The organism is Endozoicomonas sp. ALD040, assembly GCF_049275945.1.
In the GTDB taxonomy this organism is placed as follows: domain Bacteria; phylum Pseudomonadota; class Gammaproteobacteria; order Pseudomonadales; family Endozoicomonadaceae; genus Endozoicomonas_A.
In genome coordinates, this window is record NZ_CP184829.1 from 5911114 (window position 1) to 5932526 (window position 21413).

20 protein-coding genes are annotated in these 21413 nt (G+C 49.0%); 5 read left to right on the top strand and 15 right to left on the bottom strand.

The genetic code is table 11. The annotated features are described in order from the left end of the window. Positions 1-82: 82 nt before the first annotated feature. Positions 83-643: a hypothetical protein gene (locus tag ACOJUN_RS21355; RefSeq protein ID WP_422133892.1), complete on the top strand. Its 561-nt coding sequence runs from the start codon at positions 83-85 to the stop codon at positions 641-643. Here the strand turns inward: ACOJUN_RS21355 and ACOJUN_RS21360 are convergent. The 14 genes from ACOJUN_RS21360 to gyrA all read right to left on the bottom strand — a co-directional run bounded on the left by ACOJUN_RS21360 (position 615) and on the right by gyrA (position 16445). Continuing rightward, on the bottom strand, positions 615-869 hold the full coding sequence (locus ACOJUN_RS21360) for a FeoC-like transcriptional regulator (RefSeq protein ID WP_422133893.1): 255 nt from the start codon (positions 867-869) through the stop codon (positions 615-617). The two genes, ACOJUN_RS21355 and ACOJUN_RS21360, sit on opposite strands and share 29 nt — an antisense overlap. Continuing rightward, complete coding sequence (gene feoB, locus ACOJUN_RS21365; protein WP_422133894.1) at positions 869-3223, bottom strand: Fe(2+) transporter permease subunit FeoB; 2355 nt, start codon at positions 3221-3223, stop codon at positions 869-871. Before feoB ends, ACOJUN_RS21360 begins: the two co-directional genes overlap by 1 nt. Continuing rightward, positions 3220-3453 carry a FeoA family protein gene (locus ACOJUN_RS21370; RefSeq protein WP_422133895.1) on the bottom strand — a complete coding sequence of 78 codons (234 nt, stop codon included), beginning with the start codon at positions 3451-3453 and terminating at the stop codon, positions 3220-3222. Before ACOJUN_RS21370 ends, feoB begins: the two co-directional genes overlap by 4 nt. Positions 3454-3768: 315 nt before the next feature. Continuing rightward, entirely contained in the window at positions 3769-3972 is a 204-nt protein-coding gene (locus tag ACOJUN_RS21375) for a hypothetical protein (protein WP_422133896.1), read from the bottom strand. Between the two features lie 123 nt (positions 3973-4095). Continuing rightward, positions 4096-5271, bottom strand: a complete 1176-nt coding sequence (lapB, locus tag ACOJUN_RS21380; protein ID WP_422133897.1) for a lipopolysaccharide assembly protein LapB — start codon at positions 5269-5271, stop codon at positions 4096-4098. Continuing rightward, positions 5271-5591, bottom strand: coding sequence for a lipopolysaccharide assembly protein LapA domain-containing protein (locus ACOJUN_RS21385; RefSeq protein ID WP_422133898.1), 321 nt, complete (start codon positions 5589-5591; stop codon positions 5271-5273). The genes lapB and ACOJUN_RS21385 overlap by 1 nt, the downstream gene beginning before the upstream one ends. An 81-nt stretch (positions 5592-5672) precedes the next feature. Next, entirely contained in the window at positions 5673-5972 is a 300-nt protein-coding gene (ihfB, locus tag ACOJUN_RS21390; protein ID WP_422133899.1) for an integration host factor subunit beta, read from the bottom strand. Positions 5973-6284: 312 nt separating this feature from the next. Next, positions 6285-7964, bottom strand: a complete 1680-nt coding sequence (gene rpsA / locus ACOJUN_RS21395; RefSeq protein WP_317146341.1) for a 30S ribosomal protein S1 — start codon at positions 7962-7964, stop codon at positions 6285-6287. A gap of 246 nt (positions 7965-8210) precedes the next feature. After that, positions 8211-8909 (bottom strand): (d)CMP kinase, encoded by a 699-nt coding sequence (gene cmk, locus ACOJUN_RS21400; RefSeq protein ID WP_422133900.1) that lies wholly within the window; start codon positions 8907-8909, stop codon positions 8211-8213. Between the two features lie 173 nt (positions 8910-9082). Continuing rightward, positions 9083-10045, bottom strand: coding sequence for a prephenate dehydrogenase/arogenate dehydrogenase family protein (locus ACOJUN_RS21405; RefSeq protein WP_422133901.1), 963 nt, complete (start codon positions 10043-10045; stop codon positions 9083-9085). A 114-nt stretch (positions 10046-10159) separates the two neighbouring features. Beyond that, positions 10160-11269, bottom strand: coding sequence for a histidinol-phosphate transaminase (hisC, locus tag ACOJUN_RS21410; protein WP_422133902.1), 1110 nt, complete (start codon positions 11267-11269; stop codon positions 10160-10162). A 110-nt stretch (positions 11270-11379) separates the two neighbouring features. Beyond that, positions 11380-12465: a prephenate dehydratase gene (pheA, locus tag ACOJUN_RS21415; protein ID WP_422133903.1), complete on the bottom strand. Its 1086-nt coding sequence runs from the start codon at positions 12463-12465 to the stop codon at positions 11380-11382. A 99-nt stretch (positions 12466-12564) separates the two neighbouring features. Further along, positions 12565-13683 (bottom strand): 3-phosphoserine/phosphohydroxythreonine transaminase, encoded by a 1119-nt coding sequence (gene serC, locus ACOJUN_RS21420; protein WP_422133904.1) that lies wholly within the window; start codon positions 13681-13683, stop codon positions 12565-12567. A gap of 140 nt (positions 13684-13823) precedes the next feature. After that, positions 13824-16445, bottom strand: a complete 2622-nt coding sequence (gyrA, locus tag ACOJUN_RS21425; RefSeq protein ID WP_422133905.1) for a DNA gyrase subunit A — start codon at positions 16443-16445, stop codon at positions 13824-13826. 532 nt (positions 16446-16977) lie between these two features. On the opposite strand from gyrA, the gene ubiG reads away from it, so the two are divergent. The 4 genes from ubiG to ACOJUN_RS21445 all read left to right on the top strand — a co-directional run bounded on the left by ubiG (position 16978) and on the right by ACOJUN_RS21445 (position 20964). Next, a complete protein-coding gene (ubiG, locus tag ACOJUN_RS21430) occupies positions 16978-17685 on the top strand; it encodes a bifunctional 2-polyprenyl-6-hydroxyphenol methylase/3-demethylubiquinol 3-O-methyltransferase UbiG (protein WP_422137110.1) in 708 nt (235 codons plus the stop codon). A gap of 8 nt (positions 17686-17693) precedes the next feature. Next, on the top strand, positions 17694-18413 hold the full coding sequence (locus ACOJUN_RS21435; RefSeq protein ID WP_422133906.1) for an HAD family hydrolase: 720 nt from the start codon (positions 17694-17696) through the stop codon (positions 18411-18413). Next, positions 18406-19179, top strand: coding sequence for a YciK family oxidoreductase (locus tag ACOJUN_RS21440; protein WP_422133907.1), 774 nt, complete (start codon positions 18406-18408; stop codon positions 19177-19179). The genes ACOJUN_RS21435 and ACOJUN_RS21440 overlap by 8 nt, the downstream gene beginning before the upstream one ends. 144 nt (positions 19180-19323) lie before the next feature. Further along, on the top strand, positions 19324-20964 hold the full coding sequence (locus tag ACOJUN_RS21445) for an HAD family acid phosphatase (protein ID WP_422133908.1): 1641 nt from the start codon (positions 19324-19326) through the stop codon (positions 20962-20964). Here the strand turns inward: ACOJUN_RS21445 and ACOJUN_RS21450 are convergent. After that, complete coding sequence (locus ACOJUN_RS21450) at positions 20936-21340, bottom strand: PPC domain-containing DNA-binding protein (RefSeq protein WP_422133909.1); 405 nt, start codon at positions 21338-21340, stop codon at positions 20936-20938. The genes ACOJUN_RS21445 and ACOJUN_RS21450 overlap by 29 nt on opposite strands. Between the last annotated feature and the right edge of the window lie 73 nt (positions 21341-21413).

Sequence of the window (21413 nt, forward strand, 5' to 3'; positions counted from 1 at the left end):
AAACTGTCCAGCCAGAACTTGATCAAAGCGTCAAATAAAGAGCAATATAAAAACCTGGCGGGTAATAAAGTGCTTTAAGGGAATGATTAACTTTGAACACACAATTCTGATTCTGATCTTTTTTGCAGGCTGCCTGATAACTACGACCATTGTCTTTTGGAGCCTGCGTTTGGGCATCACTCCAACACCCTCCTCTGGCAAGGTAAGAGTAAAACTACTGGAAACCCTGCCTTCAAGGGTCGATGGCAACATTTATGAACTGGGCTGTGGTTTTGGTTCTCTGATTTCAGTGTTGGCAAATGCCTATCCTGACCGCATCATCTTCGGAATTGAACGTTCTCCCCTCCCCTACTGGATCAGCCGAATACGCTGCAGCCATCTAAAAAATGTCATCATCATTCAGCAGGATATTTTTCAACATCAATGGGAAGAAGCCGGATTGGTCGTATGCTATCTCTATCCGGGCGCTATGGAAAAGTTATCCGGGGCATTCAAGGAGAAACTTAAGGATGGCTGTTACATCGTCAGCCACACATTCAGGCTACCGGGATGGCAGCCTGAACGTACGAATAAGGCTAACGATTTATACCTTAGCCCAGTCTATCGATATCGGGTTAATCACTCTGAACACAGACAGGAATGAGATCGTAGTGACTCGAGCTTAACCAACGATAGACAATCAACTGTTCAGGCCCACAACTGACACACCCCTGTTTGCAGCCGGATGACTCCTCCACCACTTTTCCTTTCCTGACCCAGTGACTCAGCATGGCCTGCATGGCTTCAGGGTCTACTTCAAAATGCTGACTCAGTTCAGCCAAAGTACAGATACCTTTTTCTGACAGAAAATCTCTGATTGTTAGCAGCATCAATGGCTTCCTGTAGAGCTTCTGAGTGTTTCAGCAGGTAGATCTTCTGAAGTGAATAGCATTCTCTGCCCTGCCCTCCTGAGTAGCAGAAACACCAGAGTCATGGCCAGCATTATGATGGACAGCCAGCTCAGGGATGTCAGTGGTTGAATAGTAATTCGGGACAACTGGTAGTATAGAGTAGCCACTGAATATCCCATGAAGAAAGTCCAGCCCGCCACAAAGAATGTCCAGCGAAGGCCTGATTCCCGATAAATAGCCCCCAGGGCTGCAACACAGGGTGTGTAGAGCAGGATCATCAGGAGATAAGCGACGACAGCCGCATCACTGATGAACAGTCTTTGCATGACCGCGAAGGTGGAAACTTCCACTGCCTGGTCCTGTGCTACTGATTCCAGATTACTCAAATCACCAACACTGAGTCCAAGAGGATCTGCCAGAGAAGATACCACCTCTGAAAGATTGACAGGAATGGTTGCCATGGCCTCCTTAAAACCAGACATAAAGTCAAAATTATGGGCTTGGGCTTGAGTGCCATTCTCCTGCTCAGCGATGGAGGTGTACATGGAGTTTAGCGTGCCAACCACCGCCTCTTTTGCCAGAATGCCTGTGAACAGGCCAACAGCCGCTGGCCAGTTATCTTCTGACATACCCATGGGAGCAAAAGCAGGTGAAATGGTTTGACCTATTTTACTGAGCGCTGATGACCGGGTGTCTTCATGGCCAAAACTGCCGTCAGTTCCTACAGAGTTCAGGGTATTGAGTATCATTACTACGAGAACTATGGCTTTACCTGCCCTGAACAAGAAGGCTTTCAGTCGACTCCAGGTTCTCAGCAGTACATGCTTGACTGACGGCCTGTGATAGTTAGGTAACTCCATAACAAAAGGTGTAACCTCTCCACTGAAGAGACTCTTCTTCAGCATCAAACCCGTTACCACCGCAGCCAGAATACCCGTCAGGTAGAGTGTAAAAACCACATTCTGACCGAAACCGGGAAAGAAGGCCGCAGCAAATAACGCATAAACAGGAAGACGCGCACCACAGGACATAAAAGGCGCCATGGCAATGGTCAGCATCCGGTCCTGCTGATTTTCCAGCGTCCGGGTCGCCATAATGGCCGGTACGTTACAGCCAAACCCAACCAACATAGGCACAAAAGCCTTTCCGGGAAGCCCCAGAAAACGCATCGCCCTGTCCATAACAAAGGCGGCTCTGGCCATATAACCTGAATCCTCCAGTACTGAAAGGAACAGGAACAGAAAAGCAATTACCGGTATGAAGGTAGAGACAGTCTGGATACCGCCACCGACACCTTTGGCCAGCAGTGCAATAATCCAGTCCGGCGCATCGATACTTTGAAGCAGATGGCTCACACCATCGACAAAGAAAGTGCCTGAGAGAATATCGAAAAAGTCTATAAAAGCACTGCCTATGTTCACAGAGAACATGAACATCAGATACATAACACCAAAGAAAACCGGCAACCCCACCAGTCGATTCAGGACAATGCGGTCGACACGCTCAGTAAGACCTTGACTTACATTCCCCACGCTTTTGACAGTATCCTTCATGATGAGGCTGATGCTTTCATAGCGACCGTTTGCCACCAGGATATCCATCTCTGCATCATAGGCGTCCTCAAGTTGGGATCGTGCCAAAACCGCAGCCTCCAACAGACCCTGAGAAACCTGGTCAACAAAACCGGCCTCGCCCTCCAGTAATTTAAGCGACACCCAACGTGCAATTGAGCGATCTTCAATCTCACTGGCAACACGTGCCTGCAGGCAAGTAACAGATTCTTCCAGAACGCTTCCCAGATATTGCGGCTTTGCCGGTTCAACTCCTTTAAAAAAGCATTGATTAATAAGATCCTTGAGCCCCGGTGTTCCTTTGTTTCTGGAGGCTATCATGGCATGAACAGGGCAACCGAGCTGTTCGGACAGCTTTTCAGCATTGATCTTGAGACCTTTGTCCCTGGCAACATCCATCATGTTGAGGACAACAAGAACGGGGAGTCCCATATCCAACAGCTGTGTGGTCAGATACAGGTTACGCTCAATATTTGCAGCATCGACAACGTTGACGATCAACTCAGCTTCACGGGCAAGGATAAAGTCACGGGCAATGCGCTCATCCATCGATACCTGATCATCAACCACGTCCAGACAATAGGTACCGGGCAGGTCAACCACTTCAACGAGCTGGCTTTTATACTCATAGCGGCCACTGCGCTTTTCTACAGTAACACCAGGCCAATTGCCTACATGCTGACTGGCCCCCGTCAAACTGTTGAATAAAGTGGTTTTGCCGCAATTAGGGTTGCCTACAATCGCAAACACATGTTCGTTCATAGACGAGTCACTTCAACGGCTGCCGCTTCGTGACGACGCAGACTGAGTTGAAATCCCCGAACCTGGAGCTGAATAGGGTCACCCAGAGGCGCGACCCGGCATACTCTGAAACAGGTTCCAGGCGTCAGGCCCATGGCCAGAAGCTTACGACGATAGGCTAAGCCTGCTTCCCTGAAAGCGAAGACCCGAGCTTCCTCTCCTGTCCGGAGATCCCCTAAAGTGACCGTCATCACAATCTCCCAAGCCTCCTCCCGGAACGCACAGCAAGCGGGAGAGAGTGCTTCCTGATACATCTGATGATGTAGTGAAAAGAGTAACCTGAGGCGGTTCATGGAAAGACAACAACAGATTGAAAAGCAAGCGGAATACTAGACCTAAATGAGAATTATTTCAATTAACAATCGAACTCATTAATATCGTAGTTTCAGAAATATTAATTTTTAATTCATATAGATTTTTTCAAAATATCAAAAAGAAATATCTGCTAAATGAGTACGAAAATATTAAATGGTCATACTGTGACATCTTGAAAATCAATTTAACTTTCAGCTCAGGGGGCCATTATTTTCTCTGTCTCCGACAATCTTCTCTGCCAGTGTATGGCGCACTTGAACCCTGGCTTCATCCAGTTCCTGAAGAGTGGCAATATTCATTTTTACTTTCAATCGAGATGGGGCTTTGTCGGCAAAAACAGGGGCAGAAAGAGCCAGCAGGGTCACTGCGGTAAAACTGATTATTCTTTTTCTCATCGGAGACATCCTTAACTTCCTGTCTGCCTCCCACGCTGCATCCTGAAATTTGGAAGATATACTAAGAAGGCTCTATAAACAGGTCTAGACAAGAACACTCAGTAAAACAAACAAATGGGGATATTACTCCCCTTCTACGCCCTGAATGGGTGCCAGAGTTCCCCAGCCATCACAACCCGGACAATGCCAATGCATCTCTTTGCCGGAAAAGCCACAGCTGAAGCACTGGTAAACAGGCTTTTCAAGCAACATCTGGTCTGTGACCTCTTTCAACAGTTTGATACTGGTCAGAGAGGGGTCAGAGGAATGATTTAACTGAATATTGATCAAGGCATTCAACCCCCTGAGAGAAGGTTGCCGTCGCAACTGAATGGTTAAAAATTCCATGGCAGACACTTCATCACGACTGTTCATTAACTGAGCCGTCATGGCCAATATAATAGCTGTACCCGACTTCTCATTGAGACACCGTGCCAGATAGCTGCCCAGAGCACGCTGCTGATGACTTCGGTGACAGACAGTTTCAAGCATTTCCAGAGTCAGTGGCACGTAACGATTATCCTGAATGGACACCTTCTGGAGAGCCTTAACGGCTTCTCTGTCGCGTCCTTCCTCCATCTCTATCTGGCCCAGTATCAAACTGGCCCTGACACAGTTCTTATCCCTGGAAAATGCTGTTCTGATGAACTTTCTGGCCCCCGATCGATCATTGTGAAGCAGTTTTTCTTCGGCTAACTCACAGTACAAATGAGCCAGCCTGGAGGCATAGTGCTCACCTGACAATTTACGGAGGGATTCTGCAATCTCAACGGCCTGCTGCCACTCTTTCTCTCTCTCATAGATTTTCAGAAGTTGTTCAAGCGCATCCACTCTATATTCATGATTTTGACTGGAAAGATCGACCAGCATGGCTTCGGCGCGATCAAATAATCCTGCGGTCATGTAGTCCTTGGCCAGCTCCAGCCGAACACGAATGGATTGAAGGGGGGTCAGACTGGGTCGGGCCAAAAGATCCTGATGCACCCGAATCGATTTATCCACCTCTCCTTTACGACAAAACAGGCTACCCAGGGCAAGATAGGTATCGACAGTATCATTATTAATATCCAGCGCTCTGATAAAGGTCTCAATGGCCTCATCCGTCTGCTCATTTAACAGATAGTTCAACCCCACAAAATACTCTTTAGAGAGGGGTCGCCCGGGGAAGTGGTCTTTTTTTTTCTTTTTTTCAGCACGTCCGAGAAGATATCCTGCCAGCATTGCCACCATAATCAGCGCCAGCAGTGCAACATCGGGCATCAGGTTAATCCTTGCAAGGCATTCGCTCTGAGTTTTTGTATTTCTGCATCACGTCGGCCCAGCTTACGCTTAAAACTGGCATTGGCCAACCTCAGCCGGGTCATAGCCACCAGTGAGACCAGCAGCCCGAATAGCCCGCCCATTATGAAGGAGATAACGACGACAGAAGACACCTTCACTTCTGGCAATAAAAAACCAGCCAGGTCGAATCTCACCAATTGTGGGTTAGCGACAATAAAATTGACGAGAATAATCAGCAGGAGGAGACTGCCCAACAGTATTACCAGCCGCTTCAGCCAGATACTCAAATGAGAGACCATATTCGATCAAACTCCAGTGATGACTTATTTACGATCCGATTCCGAGTCACAATTGAACAGAGCTTAACAACAGTGGAAAAATCAAGATTTCAGATTCTTAAGGCTACTGTTAACACGATCCCGCATATCTTTGCCCGGCTTGAAATGAGGAACGTATTTTCCATTCAGAACAACAGAGTCACCGGTCTTGGGATTTCGCCCCACCCTGGGAGCCCTGTAGTGCAGGGAAAAACTGCCAAACCCTCTGATTTCCACCCTTGTTCCACAGGAAAGAGAATGTGACATCTGCTCAAGAATAGATTTGATGGCCAGCTCTACATCCTTCACCGACAACTGATCTTGCAGATCGGTCAGTCGTTCTATCAATTCTGATCGGGTCATTGTCGTTCTTCCTATCCCTGCACCCTTGGGTGACACTGAAGTATCAGTATCGTTACAGACGCTGCACCCTGATCAGGAGATAAACAAGACATTAAACAGTCGTAGCCTGGAACGGCCAAGTATCTCATTAGCCGGACACCCGATAATTCAGGCAGCCCCGAACCTGACAGGGATTACAGATAATTCCTACCCTAGCCAACCCGATTCAATAAATCAAGCAACCTATTGATTACCATAAAAAAAACCGCAGCCCGAGCTGCGGTTTTTTTTATGGTAAAAGAAAGCTTCATCAGAAGCTTTCTCCAACAAGTATTACTTGTTTTCCATCTGAGCCTTGATCAGGTCACCGATGGTGGTAGGGCCGGAAGTCTCGTCTTCCTGCTTCGCACGCAGTTCTTTCATGGCCGCTTTCTCTTCAGCCTGATCCTTCGCCTTGATGGACAGGGAGATATTGCGGTTCTTACGATCGATACTGATGATGCGGGCTTCTACTTCTTCGCCTTCTTTCAGGACGTTGGTAGCGTCTTCAACGCGATCAACACTGATTTCAGAAGCTTTCAGAGTAGCCAGAACGTCTTCAGCCAGTTCTACGGTAGCTGCCTTGGCTGTCACTTCCTTGATCACACCCTTAACGATGGAACCTTTTTCATTCAGGCCAGCGAAAGAGTTGAATGGATCTTCGGACAGTTGCTTGATACCCAAAGAGATACGCTCACGCTCAGCGTCGATCGCCAGGATAACAGCTTCAACTTCGTCACCTTTACGGTACTTGCGAACAGCTTCTTCGCCAGTTTCATTCCAGGAGATATCAGACAGGTGAACCAGACCGTCGATGCCGCCATCCAGACCAATGAAGATACCGAAGTCAGTGATAGACTTGATCTTACCAGCCAGTTTGTCGCCCTTGTTGAAGGAACCGGAGAACTCTTCCCATGGGTTCTGCTTGCACTGCTTGATACCCAGAGAGATACGACGACGCTCTTCGTCGATGTCCAGAACCTGAACTTCAACTTCATCACCCAGAGCAACCACCTTGGATGGGTGGATGTTCTTGTTAGTCCAGTCCATTTCAGAAACGTGAACCAGACCCTCAACACCTTCTTCCAGCTCAACAAAGCAGCCGTAGTCGGTCAGGTTAGTGATTCGACCGGAAACACGGGTACCTTCAGGGAAGCGTTTGGTGATAGCCACCCAAGGATCTTCACCCAGCTGCTTCAGACCCAGGGATACGCGGTTACGGTCGCGGTCAAACTTCAGAACCTTGACGTTGATTTCGTCACCAACGTTCACAATCTCGCTTGGATGCTTGATGCGCTTCCAGGCCATATCAGTAATATGCAGCAGACCGTCAACACCGCCCAGATCAACGAATGCACCGTAGTCGGTCAGGTTCTTGACGATACCTTTAACTTCCAGACCTTCCTGCAGAGACTCCAGCAGCTGCTCGCGCTCAGCGCTGTTTTCAGCTTCCAGAACGCTGCGACGGGAAACGACTACGTTGTTACGTTTCTGGTCCAGCTTGATAACCTTGAATTCCAGCTCTTTGCCTTCCAGGTGAGCTGTGTCACGAACCGGACGCACGTCAACCAGAGAGCCAGGCAGGAAGGCACGAATAGTGTTAACGTCAACAGTAAAGCCACCCTTGACCTTACCGGAAATAACACCTTTAACGATCTCTTCAGCTTCGAAGGCTTTTTCGAGTTCGCCCCAAGCTTCCATACGCTTGGCTTTTTCACGGGAAAGACGGGTTTCACCGAAACCATCTTCAACCGCGTCAAGAGCAACCTGAACTTCGTCGCCGACAGCGATGGTCAGTTCACCCTGTTCGTTCAGGAACTGAGCTTTTGGGATAACACCTTCAGACTTCAGGCCTGCGTGGACAGTAACCCAGTCGCTGTCGATATCGACAACCTGACCGCTAACAATAGCGCCCGGCTTCATTTCGATATCTTTCAGGCTTTCTTCAAACAGTTCAGCAAAGCTTTCGCTCATGGTCATTCCTATCAATCAGCACTTCAATCAACACCACCTCAGAAAAGCAGTGACTACCGATCGCATGCTGGCCACACCGCCAGTCAGTGTGGGTTGTTTTTCAAAAAACACCGTATGGTTGTAACTGGCAATCTGCACCACACGGCTATTCACGCCGGTCTTTCCGGAAGTCGGTCAGACCACCTCGATATAAACAGGCTGTCGAGCTCCTCAACAACCAGCAGGTTCCGAAATGATTAACGTTAATCAGATCAGGCCATTCTGTCGCATGACATCCACTACACGACTGAAGACTTCCTGAATACTCAATCTGGTGCTGTCCAGAACAATAGCATCATCGGCGGGTTTCAGCGGGGCGACATCGCGATTCATGTCACGTTCGTCCCTGGCAAGAATGTCAGCTAAAAGCTGGTCAAAGCTAGCATCAATACCTTTCTGTTGCAACTGATTTTGACGGCGTTTCGCCCGCTCTTCCGGACTGGCTGTAAGGTAAACTTTGACGTTAGCATGGGGGAATACCACAGTTCCCATATCCCTTCCATCGGCAACCAGACCCGGAGCTTCTGCAAAGTCCTGCTGACGCCTCAAAAGAGCCTTCCTGACACCCGGCAAAGCCGCCACCTGAGAAGCTTTGGCTCCCACCTCTTCGGTCCTCAGATTAGCGCCAACGCGCTCACCCTCAAGAACGATTTTCAGACCTTCACCATCAGCACCCGGTTCAAATTGCACATCCAGGTGACCTGCTAAAACTTCCAGTGAATTTTCATCGGAAAAATCCACCCCGTGATTCATGGCCGCCAGCGCCGTCAGTCGATACAAAGCACCACTGTCGAGCAGATGCCAGTCAAACTCTTTCGCCAGCAGAGCCGCAACCGTTCCTTTCCCGGAACCGCTGGGACCATCAATAGTTACGACCGGCACGCTTATATATGAAGAAGTTTTCATTGACTGACTCTCTAATCCATGAAGTAATTAAGAATTACTTCTGTCGCTGCAGACATATCAATATCTCTCACGCTTGAATACCTTCTGTAGAGAGCGCCAGACCCGCATCGAAAGCCGGGTTGACGAAGTTAGCTAAGGATGTGACCACACTGGCACAATCCGGAATACGAATCTCAGCTTAGGGAATCACCCTGATTCTCATCAAGGGTATTCATACGGGCTCTTTTTTCCAGAATACTGGCAAAGTGCTGCCGTGCAGACTGGGCTCGCTCAAAACTCGCCAGTATCCCTTTGCTGTCTTTCTCAACGATGGCTTGACGAAGATGAGTCAAGCCCTCAGAAAACTGATCCAGCGAGGAAATAATAGCCTCGCTATTACCCAGGGCAATATCGTGCCACATGATCGGATCACTGCCAGCAATGCGGGTAAAGTCTCTAAACCCTCCGGCGGCGTAACGAAAGATATCCTGATTTTCAGGATTGCCCGCCAGCGTATCCACCAGTGAAAACGCCAGGAGATGAGGCAAATGGCTCGTCATTGCCAGCACTTCATCGTGACGCCGAAAATCCATAGCGTTGACCTGGGCACCACAGCATTGCCAGAGATGCCTGACGAGGGATAAAGCGGCAGTATCAGTGTTCTCCAGCGGTGTCAGGATCACCTTATGATTCTTGAACAGTCCGGCCCTGGCAGCAGTGACTCCGCTTTTTTCGGAACCGGCGATGGGATGACCCGGCACCAGATTCTCAGGTACACAGTCAAATATTTCCCGGGCAGCCTGGACCAGTACGCCTTTGCAACTACCCACATCCGTCATCACTTTGTCAGTGAGATCGAGACCCTTAAGTTGCCGGAGTAATTTTGGCATAGCCAGCATGGGAACTGATAGCAGGATAACATCAGCCTTGCTGACGGCGGATTCAAAATCTGTACAACCTTCTGCCACGATTCCCAGGGAAAGGGCTGCTTCGATGTTTTCGCCCTTGAGATCAAAACCCATCAGATGAAAGTTTTCACTGCACTCTCTGAGGGAAGCTGCAAATGATCCTCCAATAAGGCCCAGCCCGACCACCAGAATATTCAGTGGGGTACCGGTCTTGTTTTGCTCTATCACTACACGTTCAACCTTTTTCAAAAACCACTTTCAAATGTCTGTCGAATGAAAATGGCGACAGCCTCTTCAGACTAATAACTTTCGTACAGGGCTGTATTTCGCTCAGGGCTGTATTTCGCTCAGGGCTGTTATCACTCAAGACTGTTTAAGAGCGGACAGTGCTTCCAGAAAACGACGGTTCTCTTCTTCCAGACCAACGGAAACCCGCAGGTGCCCCGGCATTCCATAATTGCCAAGAGGTCTGACAATGACGCCCTGTTTGAGTAAGCGCTGATAACACTCCACACCTTCCATGCCAGCATCAAAAGTAATGAAGTTGCCATTGGATGGAATGTAATCAATATTCATGGACTTCAGACCCGCTTCAATCTGAGCCATTCCATCCTGGTTAACCTGTCTGGAACGGTTCAGGTATTCTTCGTCATTAAGAACAGCAACCGCTGCCGCCTCAACAAGATTATTAACATTAAAAGGCTGTCGTAATCGGTTGATAATAGAGGCTATTTCAGCGCTTGAAACAGAATAACCGATTCGACCACCCGCCAGACCGTAGGCTTTTGAGAATGTTCTGACCACTACAAGATTGGGGTATTCTTTCAGCAGCGCAATACCATCCGGGTAATCACTCTCCATGACATACTCAAAGTAAGCTTCATCCAGAACAACAATAACCCCTTCAGCTAGTTTACCCAGAAAGGCACGCAACTCTGTTTCTGAAAAACGGGTACCTGTCGGGTTATTAGGATTAGCCAGAAATACGATACGGGTATCAGAACGAACCGCTTTGGCCATCGCTTCCAGATCATGCCCCCAGTTTTTAGCCGGAACCACAATGCTTTCAGCCCCGCTCGCCTGAACTGCAATGGGATAAACCGCAAAGGCGTATTCAGAGAACACGGCTGAGAATCCTTCTTTCAGGTAGCACTGCGCCAACAGAACCAGAACATCATTGGAACCGTTACCAAAGGTTATCTGATCAGGATCAACCGCCAGCTTTCTGCAGAGAGTATCACGCAGATTGTAAAGACTGCTGTCCGGGTATCGGGCCAGCTCGGCCATCATTGCGGCAATGGCTTCACGGGAAGACTGAGCCGCCCCAAGAGGATTCTCATTGCTGGCCAGCTTAACAATACTGCTGGCATCCAGACCTTGTTCGCGCGCCAGCTCTTCCACAGGCTTTCCGGGAAGATAAGGATTCAGGGCACGTATTCCCGGTACGGCAAGCTTTGTAAAATCACAACCCATGTTTCACCTGTATATTCACCATCTACTCGTCCCCACACTGAAACCAGGGCTTTTAGACAGCCTCCAGAGGCAGGGACGAAAAATTGCTTCAATCGCGCATGGCTGTTTTGTTAAAGAACACCCTTCGGATAAGAGCCCAGAACACGGAGGTCATTCACTCTGTCAGCCAACTTTCCCAACACTTTCTGGATAACCGGATCGTCTTGATGACCTTCAAAATCAATGAAAAAGACATAGTTCCAGATGCCGGTACGGGATGGACGGGTTTCCACTCGAGTGAGATCCACATCATGAACATCGAACGCTTCAAGAATCGAATGCAGAGCACCGGACTGGTTTCTCATGCTGACGACAATTGAGGTTTTGTCTTCACCGCTGACGGGCACATCCTGATGACCAATAATCAGGAAGCGAGTGGAATTGTCGGGTTGATCCTCGATTTTCTCAGAGATTTTTTCCAGACCATAAATGTCAGCAGCCATATCACCAGCAATGGCCGCAGAGTTCCATTCACCCCTGATACGCTTGGCCGCCTCCGCATTGGAGCTGACCGCTACTCTTTCGGCCATTGGCCAGTGAGCATCCAGCCATTTACGACACTGTGCCAGTGACTGGGCGTGGGAGTAAATACGGGTAATATTGTCACGACGAGTGTTTTCAGAAACCAGCAGGTGCTGATGAATTCTCAATACAACTTCACCACAGATTTTCAGAGATGAATCCATGAAGCTGTCCAGAGTATGACTGACCACGCCTTCCGTTGAATTCTCAACAGGCACAACACCGTAGCTTACAGCTCCAGCCGTCACCTCCCTGAATACCTCATCAATCGCTGCCATAGGGACAGAAATCGCTGAATGGCCAAAGTGCTTCAAGGCCGCCTGTTGGGTAAAGGTGCCTTCCGGACCAAGAAATGCCACTCGGACGGGCTCCTCAAGGGCCAGACAGGCTGACATAATCTCCCTGAACAATCGAGCCATTTCTTCATCGTCCAGTGGACCATTGTTCCGTTCCATCACCCGACGCAAAACCTGGGCTTCACGTTCCGGGCGATAAAATACTGCCGCAGCGTCTTCAGTCTGCTTGACCCTGGCCACTTCCTGAGCGCAGCGTGCACGCTCACTGATCAGCTTCAGAATATCCTGGTCAAGTTTGTCAATTTTTGTCCGCAACCCCTTCAACTTATCATCTGTCATAATGTTCTCTGCGTTTAACTGTAATGACCAGAGCCGTGCAATCAGCGGCTGGCAATCCTGCGAGCTTTGTGATTGAGATTGCAACGGATCAAGAATTTGTTATCCAAATTTTCTTTCGAATTCACGCATAAAAGCAATCAACGCATCGACATGCTCTTCCGGTACTGCATTATAAATACTGGCCCGCATACCGCCTACTGCCTTGTGACCCTTAAGGTAAAGAAAGCCATTCTTTTCAGACTCTGCCAAAAAGACTTTGTCCAACTCAGGGTCAGTCAGTGTAAAGGGTACATTCATTCTTGAACGCCATCGAGGGTCCACCTTGTTGTGATAAAAACCGGACTCATCAATCACCTGGTAAAGCTTGCCGGATTTGCGGGCATTGACCTGGTCGATCACCTCCAGCCCCCCCTGCTCCTTCAGCCACTCAAACACCAGACCGGCCAGATACCAGGCAAAGGTTGGCGGGGTGTTGTACATGGAATCCTTGTCCGCCTGCACTCGATAATCAAAAACAGCAGGACAACTGGAATGTCCTCGACCCAGGAGATCGTCACGCACGATGACCACTGTTAATCCTGCCGGACCAATATTTTTCTGGGCACCGGCATAGATAACCCCAAAACGGCCGACATCAACAGGCCCGGACAGGATATTGGATGACATATCTGCTACCAGCGGGACATCCACTGAATCCGGTATAAACGGAAATTCAAGACCACCAATAGTTTCGTTTGGCGTGTAATGGACATAAGCCGCATCTGAACTGAAGCGCCATTCACTTTCTTCCGGCATGGTATGGAATGAAGCTCCCTTACCGTCAGCAATAACATTGACATTCAAATAACGCTGAGCTTCCTTGATAGCTGATTGAGCCCAGTACCCACTATTGACATAGTCGGCGCTATTTTTCTCACCTCTCAGATTCAGCGGGACGGCAGCAAACTGCCCACGGGCACCCCCCTGTAAAAACAGAACCTTGTAGTTTTCAGGAATCTTCAAAAGCTCACGCAGATTTTGCTCCGCCTGCTCTGCGACTTTGAGAAAGGATTTCCCTCTGTGACTGACTTCCATAATGGAAGCCCCTTCACGGTTGTAGTCCAGCAGCTCATCACGAGCACGCTCAAGCACCGACTTTGGCAAAGGCGCCGGACCCGCCGAAAAGTTATAGGTTTGCCCTTTTGGGTCAGCCAGTGTTTTTGCCAATAGATTGTTCATACCATCCTCCCATACAGCCAGACTCGTCGATTCAGAAATGCGTAACTGCCGCTGAAATTGCTCCTGCATCTCAGGGATAAATTACATCCCGGCAAGTAAAACGCCAGCATGATGCTGGCGTTAAATTATGGAATACAGAATCAGCCTTCCTGCCCTTCATCAGGTTCGGCCTGAGAGGTTTCTTCCCCAGCCTCTTCGGTTTCATTGCCCTCAGCTGAATACTCTGGCTCTTCCGGCTCCTCAACCCTGGCAACACCGACCAGCTTCTCGCCTTCCTGAACCTTGATCAGGGTAACACCCTGGGTATTACGACTCATGACAGATATTTCATCGACACGGGTTCTCACCAGGGTCCCCTGATCAGAGATCAACATGATCTCTTCTCCATCCTGCACCTGAATAGCACCAACCAGCTCACCGTTCCGATCGGTACATTGCATGGAAATAACCCCTTGACCACCGCGCCCGGTGATTCTGAAATCTTCTACCGCCGTACGTTTACCGAAACCATTCTGACTGACGGTCAGAATCTGGGTGTCGTTTTCGGGAATAATCAGAGAGATAACTCTTTGTGCATCCTGTAACTTGACACCACGCACACCTCTGGCAGTTCTGCCCATGGCGCGCACGTCAGTCTCTTCGAAGCGGATCGCTTTTCCGGCGTTGGAAAGCAGCATAACCTGTTTCTCACCGGTAGTAATTTCAGCACCCACAAGAGTATCGCCTTCATCAAGACCCAGGGCAATCAGACCACTGGTTCTTGGACGGGAAAACTGCTCCAGAGGCGTCTTCTTAACCGTTCCCGCAGCCGTTGCCATAAAGACAAAGTGACCTTCGGTATACTCTTCTACAGGCAGCATCGCCGTAATCCGCTCATCCTCTTCCAGAGGCAGGATATTCACAATTGGGCGGCCACGTGAAGTACGGCCAGCTTCCGGAATCTGATAGACCTTCAACCAATAGACCTTACCCCTGCTGGAGAAACAAAGAATCTGGGTATGGGTATTGGCCACCAACATATGTTCAACATAATCTTCGTCTTTTACCGAAGCGGCAGACTTACCCCGACCACCACGGCGCTGTGCCTGGTAGGTGTCGAGCGATGTGGTTTTTGCATAACCACCATGAGACAGGGTGACGACCATGTCTTCTTCAGAAATCAGATCTTCAACGGTCAGATCCCGGCGTGAACTGGTGATTTCAGTGCGACGCTCATCGCCATACTCTTCAACCACTTTTTCCATCTCTTCGCGGATGACTTCCATCAAACGCTCAGAGCTGGAAAGAATGAGTAGTAACGCGGCAATTTTTTCCAGCAGCTCGCGGTATTCACTGAGCAGTTTTTCATGCTCCAGGCCAGTCAGTCTGTGCAGACGCATTTCCATAATTGCCTGAGCCTGAGCCGGGGACAAATAGTAGAGACCATCCTCTCTCATGCCAAACTCTGCAGGTAATTCTTCAGGTCGACAGGCATCGGCTCCGGCACGCTCTGCCATTTCCAGCACGTGACCGGGCTGCCACCCTTGAGCCACCAGTTTCTCTTTAGCTTCTGCAGGCGTTGGAGAGTCCTTGATCAAGGCAATTACCGGATCAATATTGGAAAGCGCTACGGCCAGACCTTCCAGCAAATGACCCCGCTCACGCGCTTTTCGCAGCTCATAAACGGTTCTGCGGGTCACCACTTCACGACGGTGGCGAATGAAGGCTTCCAGCATCTCCTTGAGATTCAGGAGTTTTGGCTGACCATCCACCAGCGCAACATTGTTGATACCAAATACGCTTTCAAGCTGGGTTTGGGCATAGAGGTTGTTGAGTACTACGTCAGCCACCTCGCCACGACGCAGCTCAATCACGACCCGCATACCGTCTTTATCAGACTCGTCGCGCAGCTCGGAAATGCCCTCAATTTTCTTGTCTTTAACCAGCTCGGCGATCTTTTCAATCAGCCGGGCCTTATTCAGCTGATAAGGAAGCTCGGTAACAATGATGGTACTTTTGTTTCTCTTCTCATCGTGCTCAATATCCGCTCGGGCACGAATATAGATGCGACCACGCCCGGTTCGATAGGCCTGCAAAATGCCCGCACGACCATTAATAATGCCAGCCGTCGGGAAATCCGGACCCGGAATGTATTCCATCAGGTCATCAACAGACAGACTCTCATCATCAATAAGCGCCAGACAACCTTTGACCACTTCAGTCAGATTATGAGGAGGTATATTGGTTGCCATACCGACGGCAATACCGGCAGCGCCATTCACCAGGAGATTGGGAATGCGGGTAGGCATAACAGCAGGGATCTGTTCCGTGCCATCATAGTTAGGCACGTAATCGACCGTTTCCTTATCCAGGTCAGCCATGATGTCATGACTGATCTTCTGCATCCGGATCTCGGTATAACGCATGGCCGCTGCAGAGTCACCATCCACGGAACCAAAGTTACCCTGCCCGTCTACCAGCATATATCGCAGAGAGAATGGCTGAGCCATACGAACAATGGTGTCATATACTGCAGAGTCACCGTGGGGATGATATTTACCGATCACATCACCCACCACACGAGCTGATTTTTTGTAGGGCTTATTCCAATCATTGCCCAGCTCGTTCATTGCGAAGAGAACTCGCCGATGGACCGGCTTGAGTCCGTCACGTACATCGGGCAGTGCCCGCCCGACGATGACACTCATGGCATAGTCCAGATAGGACTGCTTGAGTTCGTCTTCGATGTTTACCGGAAGAATCTCTTTGGCGATATCAGTCATGTAAACCCAGTCGTCCTTTAGCTTGCGCCCAACGGATACCAGTCAGCACCCTTTCTCAACCCGAAAGGCCGGAAACCCGAACAATTCAATCAACACGCAGCCATGTGGAAGCAATCATACAGTTCCTGTCTGAATAGAAAGGAGCGTTGAAATGAATTTAACGATAAAAAGGGCATGGCTACTTTTTTCATATTAAGTAGGAAATAATACCACAGCTGCCAGCCCTACTGCGAGCAAGTCTATGCGTTGACAACAATATTTGTGAATAAAAAATGACACAGAAGTACGACATAGTAACTCTTTAGTATCCGGATAACAGGAATACTTAACTCTGATAACTCTGTCTGTATAATGCAGACAAGAATACAAACTGCGCTGTTACTTTCGGAAATCAACCGACTCTCGAAATTGGTTTTTTGCGTTATTCTTCGCATAAAGCGGTTTTCAGAGAGACCCGCTTCCCGGCGCACATTCAACACAACCGCATGAGAATCTGGACACTATGACTGCAAACCAGGACGAACCACGCCCAGTGCAAAACGTCGATCCAGCCGAAATTGCTAAATTTGAAGAGTTGGCCAGCCGTTGGTGGGACATGGAGGGTGAATTCAAGCCACTGCACGAAATCAATCCGCTGCGCCTCAACTACATCGACGAGCGAGTGGGTCTGGCCGGAAAAAAAGTACTGGACGTTGGCTGTGGTGGCGGCATTCTCAGCGAATCCATGGCACTTCGCGGCGCAGAGGTGACTGGCATCGACATGGGCGACGCGCCACTTTCTGTAGCTCGCCTGCACAGCATGGAAAGTGAAGTCGAAGTCAATTATCGTAAAATTCCGGTGGAAGAGCTGGCAGAAGAGATGCCCGGCACCTTTGATGTTGTCACCTGCCTTGAAATGCTGGAACACGTTCCCGAACCTGCATCCGTTATTCGCGCCTGTGAAAAGCTGCTCAAACCCGGCGGAAAGATCTTCTTTGCTACGATAAACCGCAACACCAAATCCTGGCTATTTGCCATTGTCGGAGCCGAGTATGTTCTAAAAATGCTACCCAGGGGTACACATGAGCATAGTAAATTCATTAAACCCCATGAACTCTGTAGCTGGATGCGCCAGACCGATCTGGAAGTACACGACATGACAGGCATGGTTTTCAACCCGTTTACTGGCGTTTATTCCCTCAAGAAGTCAGACACTGACGTTAATTACCTGATCTACGGCAGCAAACCAGAGCCCCAATGAGAACTCCGATGAGCCAAACGAACGCCATTGAAGGTATTTTTTTTGATCTGGACGGCACATTGCTGGACACCTCGGAAGACTTTATTTTCACCGTTAACAAAATGCTGGCAGACGACAATATGCCAGCGATTGATAGTGAACTGATTCGAAGCCATGTTTCGGAAGGCTCAAGAAAGCTTGTTCAACTTGCCTATGGTATAGAGCCACCTGATCCGAAGCTCGAAAGCCTCAGAACCAGGCTTCTTGAAGAATACAATGAATATATCAACAATGATCGCAGGGAAAAGGCTGCAAAACTGTACGACGGAATGCCAATGCTGCTGGATACTCTGGATGACAAAACCATTCCCTGGGGAGTCGTCACCAATAAACCTTCAGCTTATGCAAAAATCTTATTGGATCAGGCTGGCTTGAGCCAGCGTTCAAAAACATTGATCTGTCCAGACCATGTCAAACAGACCAAGCCCAACCCGGAAGCTTTGCTGGTAGCTTGCCAGCAAACAGATGCCAACCCGGCAAAGTGCATTTATATAGGTGATCATTTGCGTGATATCGAGGCTGGCAGAAATGCAGGAATGGTGACTATTGCAGCACTCTATGGTTTTATCAGCCCCATAGATACACCGGATCAATGGCACGCTGATTACAAGGTTTCGTCCGCAGAAGAGATTCTTCCGCTGCTGGAAAAGTATAAGTGGCAGCTGCCACGGAGAGCAACGCATGTTTGAATATACCGCACCCGACAACCTCCTCCGGGACAAAATCATCCTGGTCACCGGTGCAGGCAGTGGTATTGGCCGTACGGCAGCCCTGACCTTTGCACGCCACGGCGCAACCGTCATTCTGCTGGGCAGAACCATCAGCAAGCTTGAACAGGTCTATGACGAGATTGAAAAAAATGGCTGGCCCCAGGCAGCTATTTACCCCATGAACCTCGCCGGAGCCTCTGAACAGGACTATGCCAACCTGGCGGAAACTCTGAACAAAGAATTTGGCAGACTGGACGGGCTTCTGCACAATGCAGGTCTGTTGGGCGAACTCAAGACCATTGCACAGTTCGATCTGGACAAATGGAATGAGGTCATGCACGTTAATGTGACCGCCCCCTTTCTGCTCTCCAGAGAACTAATCCCCCTGCTCCGCAAGGCTGAATCGGGTTCTATTGCCTTCACTTCATCCAGCGTTGGCCATAAAGGGCGCGCTCACTGGGGAGCCTATAGCATTTCGAAATTTGCTACCGAAGGGCTTATGCAGGTCATGGCCGACGAAGAGGACGGCCTCAGTCAGGTAAGAGTCAACACGATTAATCCCGGAGGCACCCGCACAGCCATGAGAGCTTCTGCTTACCCCGGAGAGGACCCGATGAGTCGTCCGACGCCTGAAGATATTATGCCAGTCTATCTGTATCTGATGGGAGACGACAGTCACTCAGTCAGCGGCAAAGCCTTTCATGCCCAGCTTCCGGGTGATCCAGAGAACATTGCAACACTCTGACATCGCCGTGTGACCCACTTAAACGGTGGGTCATTATTTACCTTGTCAGCAAACAACCCGTTACAAAAAAACACGCCTTCCCTGAAACCTCGACTAGATTTTATCCTCGAAGCCCGCCGATAAATCGATCAGACAGAGGAATTCATGGCCATAGCTCAAACTTCAATCCTGCTCATAATGGCAGCATACACATCTGCATTGTCAGCACGTCCTGATGATTATTCCCAGAGAGAATTGAATGAAGAAAAAGTCGTTGCGTCCAATTGGCAACAACACTCACCGGAATATGAAGCACTGGTGTACCAGTCTTTTAACATGGCCAGAGACAACCTCAGCAACGCACTGAATCAACTACCGAAAGGCAAGCGTGCAGCGATAGTGACTGATATTGATGACACTTTGATCGAGGGCACCACCTATTTCTCAAGTATGGTGGGGACCGACGGTGCAAGAAACGTCGATGCTACTTTAGCCTGGTGGAAAGATCAGAAGATGGAAGCCTTGCCCGGTGCCTTAGACTTTCTGAATGAGGTTGATAACCAGGGGATAGACATCTTCTATGTCAGCGCTCGTTTTAATGAAGCCAAGGAACTTTCCCTGGCCAAACTAAAACGCTTGGGATTCCCGATCAAAGGAGCTGATTATCTACTCTTTCAGCAAACAGACAATAGAACATTAAGTAAAGAGAACCAACGTCAGAAAATCAGAGACAAGGGCTATCACGTACTGATGCTTCTGGGTGACCAGCTGGATGATCTGGCAGATGTGGAAGGCCATCACTTCAACAGGAGACAACAGTGGGTTCAGCAAAACCGAAGCAGATTCGGCAAAGATTGGATCTTTTTTCCCAACCTTGTCTATGGAAGCTGGGAGCATGCTGTGGTGACGGTGAACTTCAACCAGCTGTCTCCTGATGAGAAGCACGATGCCAAATTGAATGCGCTGAACTATTCTCACTTCGCGCAGATACAGGACCCAACATTTGCACTGCACAACATTAATGCAATGCTGTGGATGAACTCATCAGCGGATTATCATGCCCTGACGCATCAGGCTTACAATCAATCCACAAGAATATTGGCAAAAATGAATCAGAAAACCATGGAGAACCCTGCTATTGTCGTGAACATCAACGGTACCATATTACAATACACCCCCCAAAATCCTGACCTGAACCTACCTGCACCAGGATCAGAACAGAATCTGTTTAACTGGCACCTTGAACAACAAAAAAATGCAAAGCCAACCCCCGGAGCTCCCGAGTTTCTTGCTGGCGCAAAGGAAAAAGGATTTGATATCTTTTATGTCTCCGAAACACCAGTGTCGTCTGGTCGGCAGGGCAACAAGAAAGACATAGAAACGCTTACGGTCAGGAAATTAAGGGAGCTTGGCTACCCCGATGCAGACGAAACCCACGTTTTATTAAAAGGTGAACACTGCACTGAGGTCGAGCTGAAGAACTGCACAAAAACTTCTCAGCGACATGCGATCACCAGCGGACAGGTTGATAGAAAAAAACATCAGATCGCACTTTATATTGGTGACACACTCTCTGACTTTGGCCTTGAAGAAAATGGCTTTGACCCGGACCTGAAAGCATCCGTGGCAGCCAATAAAGACAGGTTTGGCCGTCAGTATATGATCATTCCCAACCCATTAAATACACGTCGACTTGTTACCATCTACAGCGATTATGCCGGTAAGCACATTGGTGATTTATCGAGTGAAGAGCAAGCCAACATCAGACGAAAATTGATCAGGAACTGGCCTGCGAAGCCTTTTTGACCACCAGCTCCAGATAACCTGTTTCATCATCTGCTTCCCGGGTGAAACAGGTATCGTCAAGAATACCCACAACTATTTCTGCTGTGGTTTCAATAATCGACCCCGGTTTTAAGTGACCACCAAAAACACGCCCTTCCTTGTCCGCCACACAGATATGCAAATGGAGCCCTGATAGACAACAGGTGCCAGAAAGAGAAAGAATTTCGAAGGGGCCCTGAAGTATCTTCTCCTGCTCTGCTCCGGCCAATCTGAGCGACAACACTTTCAGACTTCCCACGCAGGATAACAGAAAGGCTGCAGGCCATTCCTTGGCAAGGGTCAGGAGTTCGAAATAGAGATCATCGCCAGGAAGCAAACGTTGACTATGCGTTTTCATAACACCCAGATCTGTTTTACCTTAGGAAAGAGCTTAACAAACGCAGAAAAGAAAACAAACTCGCAGAAAAGAA

What these genes read in the sequence shown, in the direction of transcription:
- ACOJUN_RS21355 (WP_422133892.1), top strand. Translation starts at nt 83, where the DNA reads ATGATTAACTTTGAACACACAATTCTGATTCTGATCTTTTTTGCAGGC.
- ACOJUN_RS21360 (WP_422133893.1), bottom strand. Translation starts at nt 869, where the DNA reads ATGCTGCTAACAATCAGAGATTTTCTGTCAGAAAAAGGTATCTGTACT.
- feoB (WP_422133894.1), bottom strand. Translation starts at nt 3,223, where the DNA reads ATGAACGAACATGTGTTTGCGATTGTAGGCAACCCTAATTGCGGCAAA.
- ACOJUN_RS21370 (WP_422133895.1), bottom strand. Translation starts at nt 3,453, where the DNA reads ATGACGGTCACTTTAGGGGATCTCCGGACAGGAGAGGAAGCTCGGGTC.
- ACOJUN_RS21375 (WP_422133896.1), bottom strand. Translation starts at nt 3,972, where the DNA reads ATGAGAAAAAGAATAATCAGTTTTACCGCAGTGACCCTGCTGGCTCTT.
- lapB (WP_422133897.1), bottom strand. Translation starts at nt 5,271, where the DNA reads ATGCCCGATGTTGCACTGCTGGCGCTGATTATGGTGGCAATGCTGGCA.
- ACOJUN_RS21385 (WP_422133898.1), bottom strand. Translation starts at nt 5,591, where the DNA reads ATGGTCTCTCATTTGAGTATCTGGCTGAAGCGGCTGGTAATACTGTTG.
- ihfB (WP_422133899.1), bottom strand. Translation starts at nt 5,972, where the DNA reads ATGACCCGATCAGAATTGATAGAACGACTGACCGATCTGCAAGATCAG.
- rpsA (WP_317146341.1), bottom strand. Translation starts at nt 7,964, where the DNA reads ATGAGCGAAAGCTTTGCTGAACTGTTTGAAGAAAGCCTGAAAGATATC.
- cmk (WP_422133900.1), bottom strand. Translation starts at nt 8,909, where the DNA reads ATGAAAACTTCTTCATATATAAGCGTGCCGGTCGTAACTATTGATGGT.
- hisC (WP_422133902.1), bottom strand. Translation starts at nt 11,269, where the DNA reads ATGGGTTGTGATTTTACAAAGCTTGCCGTACCGGGAATACGTGCCCTG.
- pheA (WP_422133903.1), bottom strand. Translation starts at nt 12,465, where the DNA reads ATGACAGATGATAAGTTGAAGGGGTTGCGGACAAAAATTGACAAACTT.
- serC (WP_422133904.1), bottom strand. Translation starts at nt 13,683, where the DNA reads ATGAACAATCTATTGGCAAAAACACTGGCTGACCCAAAAGGGCAAACC.
- gyrA (WP_422133905.1), bottom strand. Translation starts at nt 16,445, where the DNA reads ATGACTGATATCGCCAAAGAGATTCTTCCGGTAAACATCGAAGACGAA.
- ACOJUN_RS21435 (WP_422133906.1), top strand. Translation starts at nt 17,694, where the DNA reads ATGAGCCAAACGAACGCCATTGAAGGTATTTTTTTTGATCTGGACGGC.
- ACOJUN_RS21440 (WP_422133907.1), top strand. Translation starts at nt 18,406, where the DNA reads ATGTTTGAATATACCGCACCCGACAACCTCCTCCGGGACAAAATCATC.
- ACOJUN_RS21445 (WP_422133908.1), top strand. Translation starts at nt 19,324, where the DNA reads ATGGCCATAGCTCAAACTTCAATCCTGCTCATAATGGCAGCATACACA.
- ACOJUN_RS21450 (WP_422133909.1), bottom strand. Translation starts at nt 21,340, where the DNA reads ATGAAAACGCATAGTCAACGTTTGCTTCCTGGCGATGATCTCTATTTC.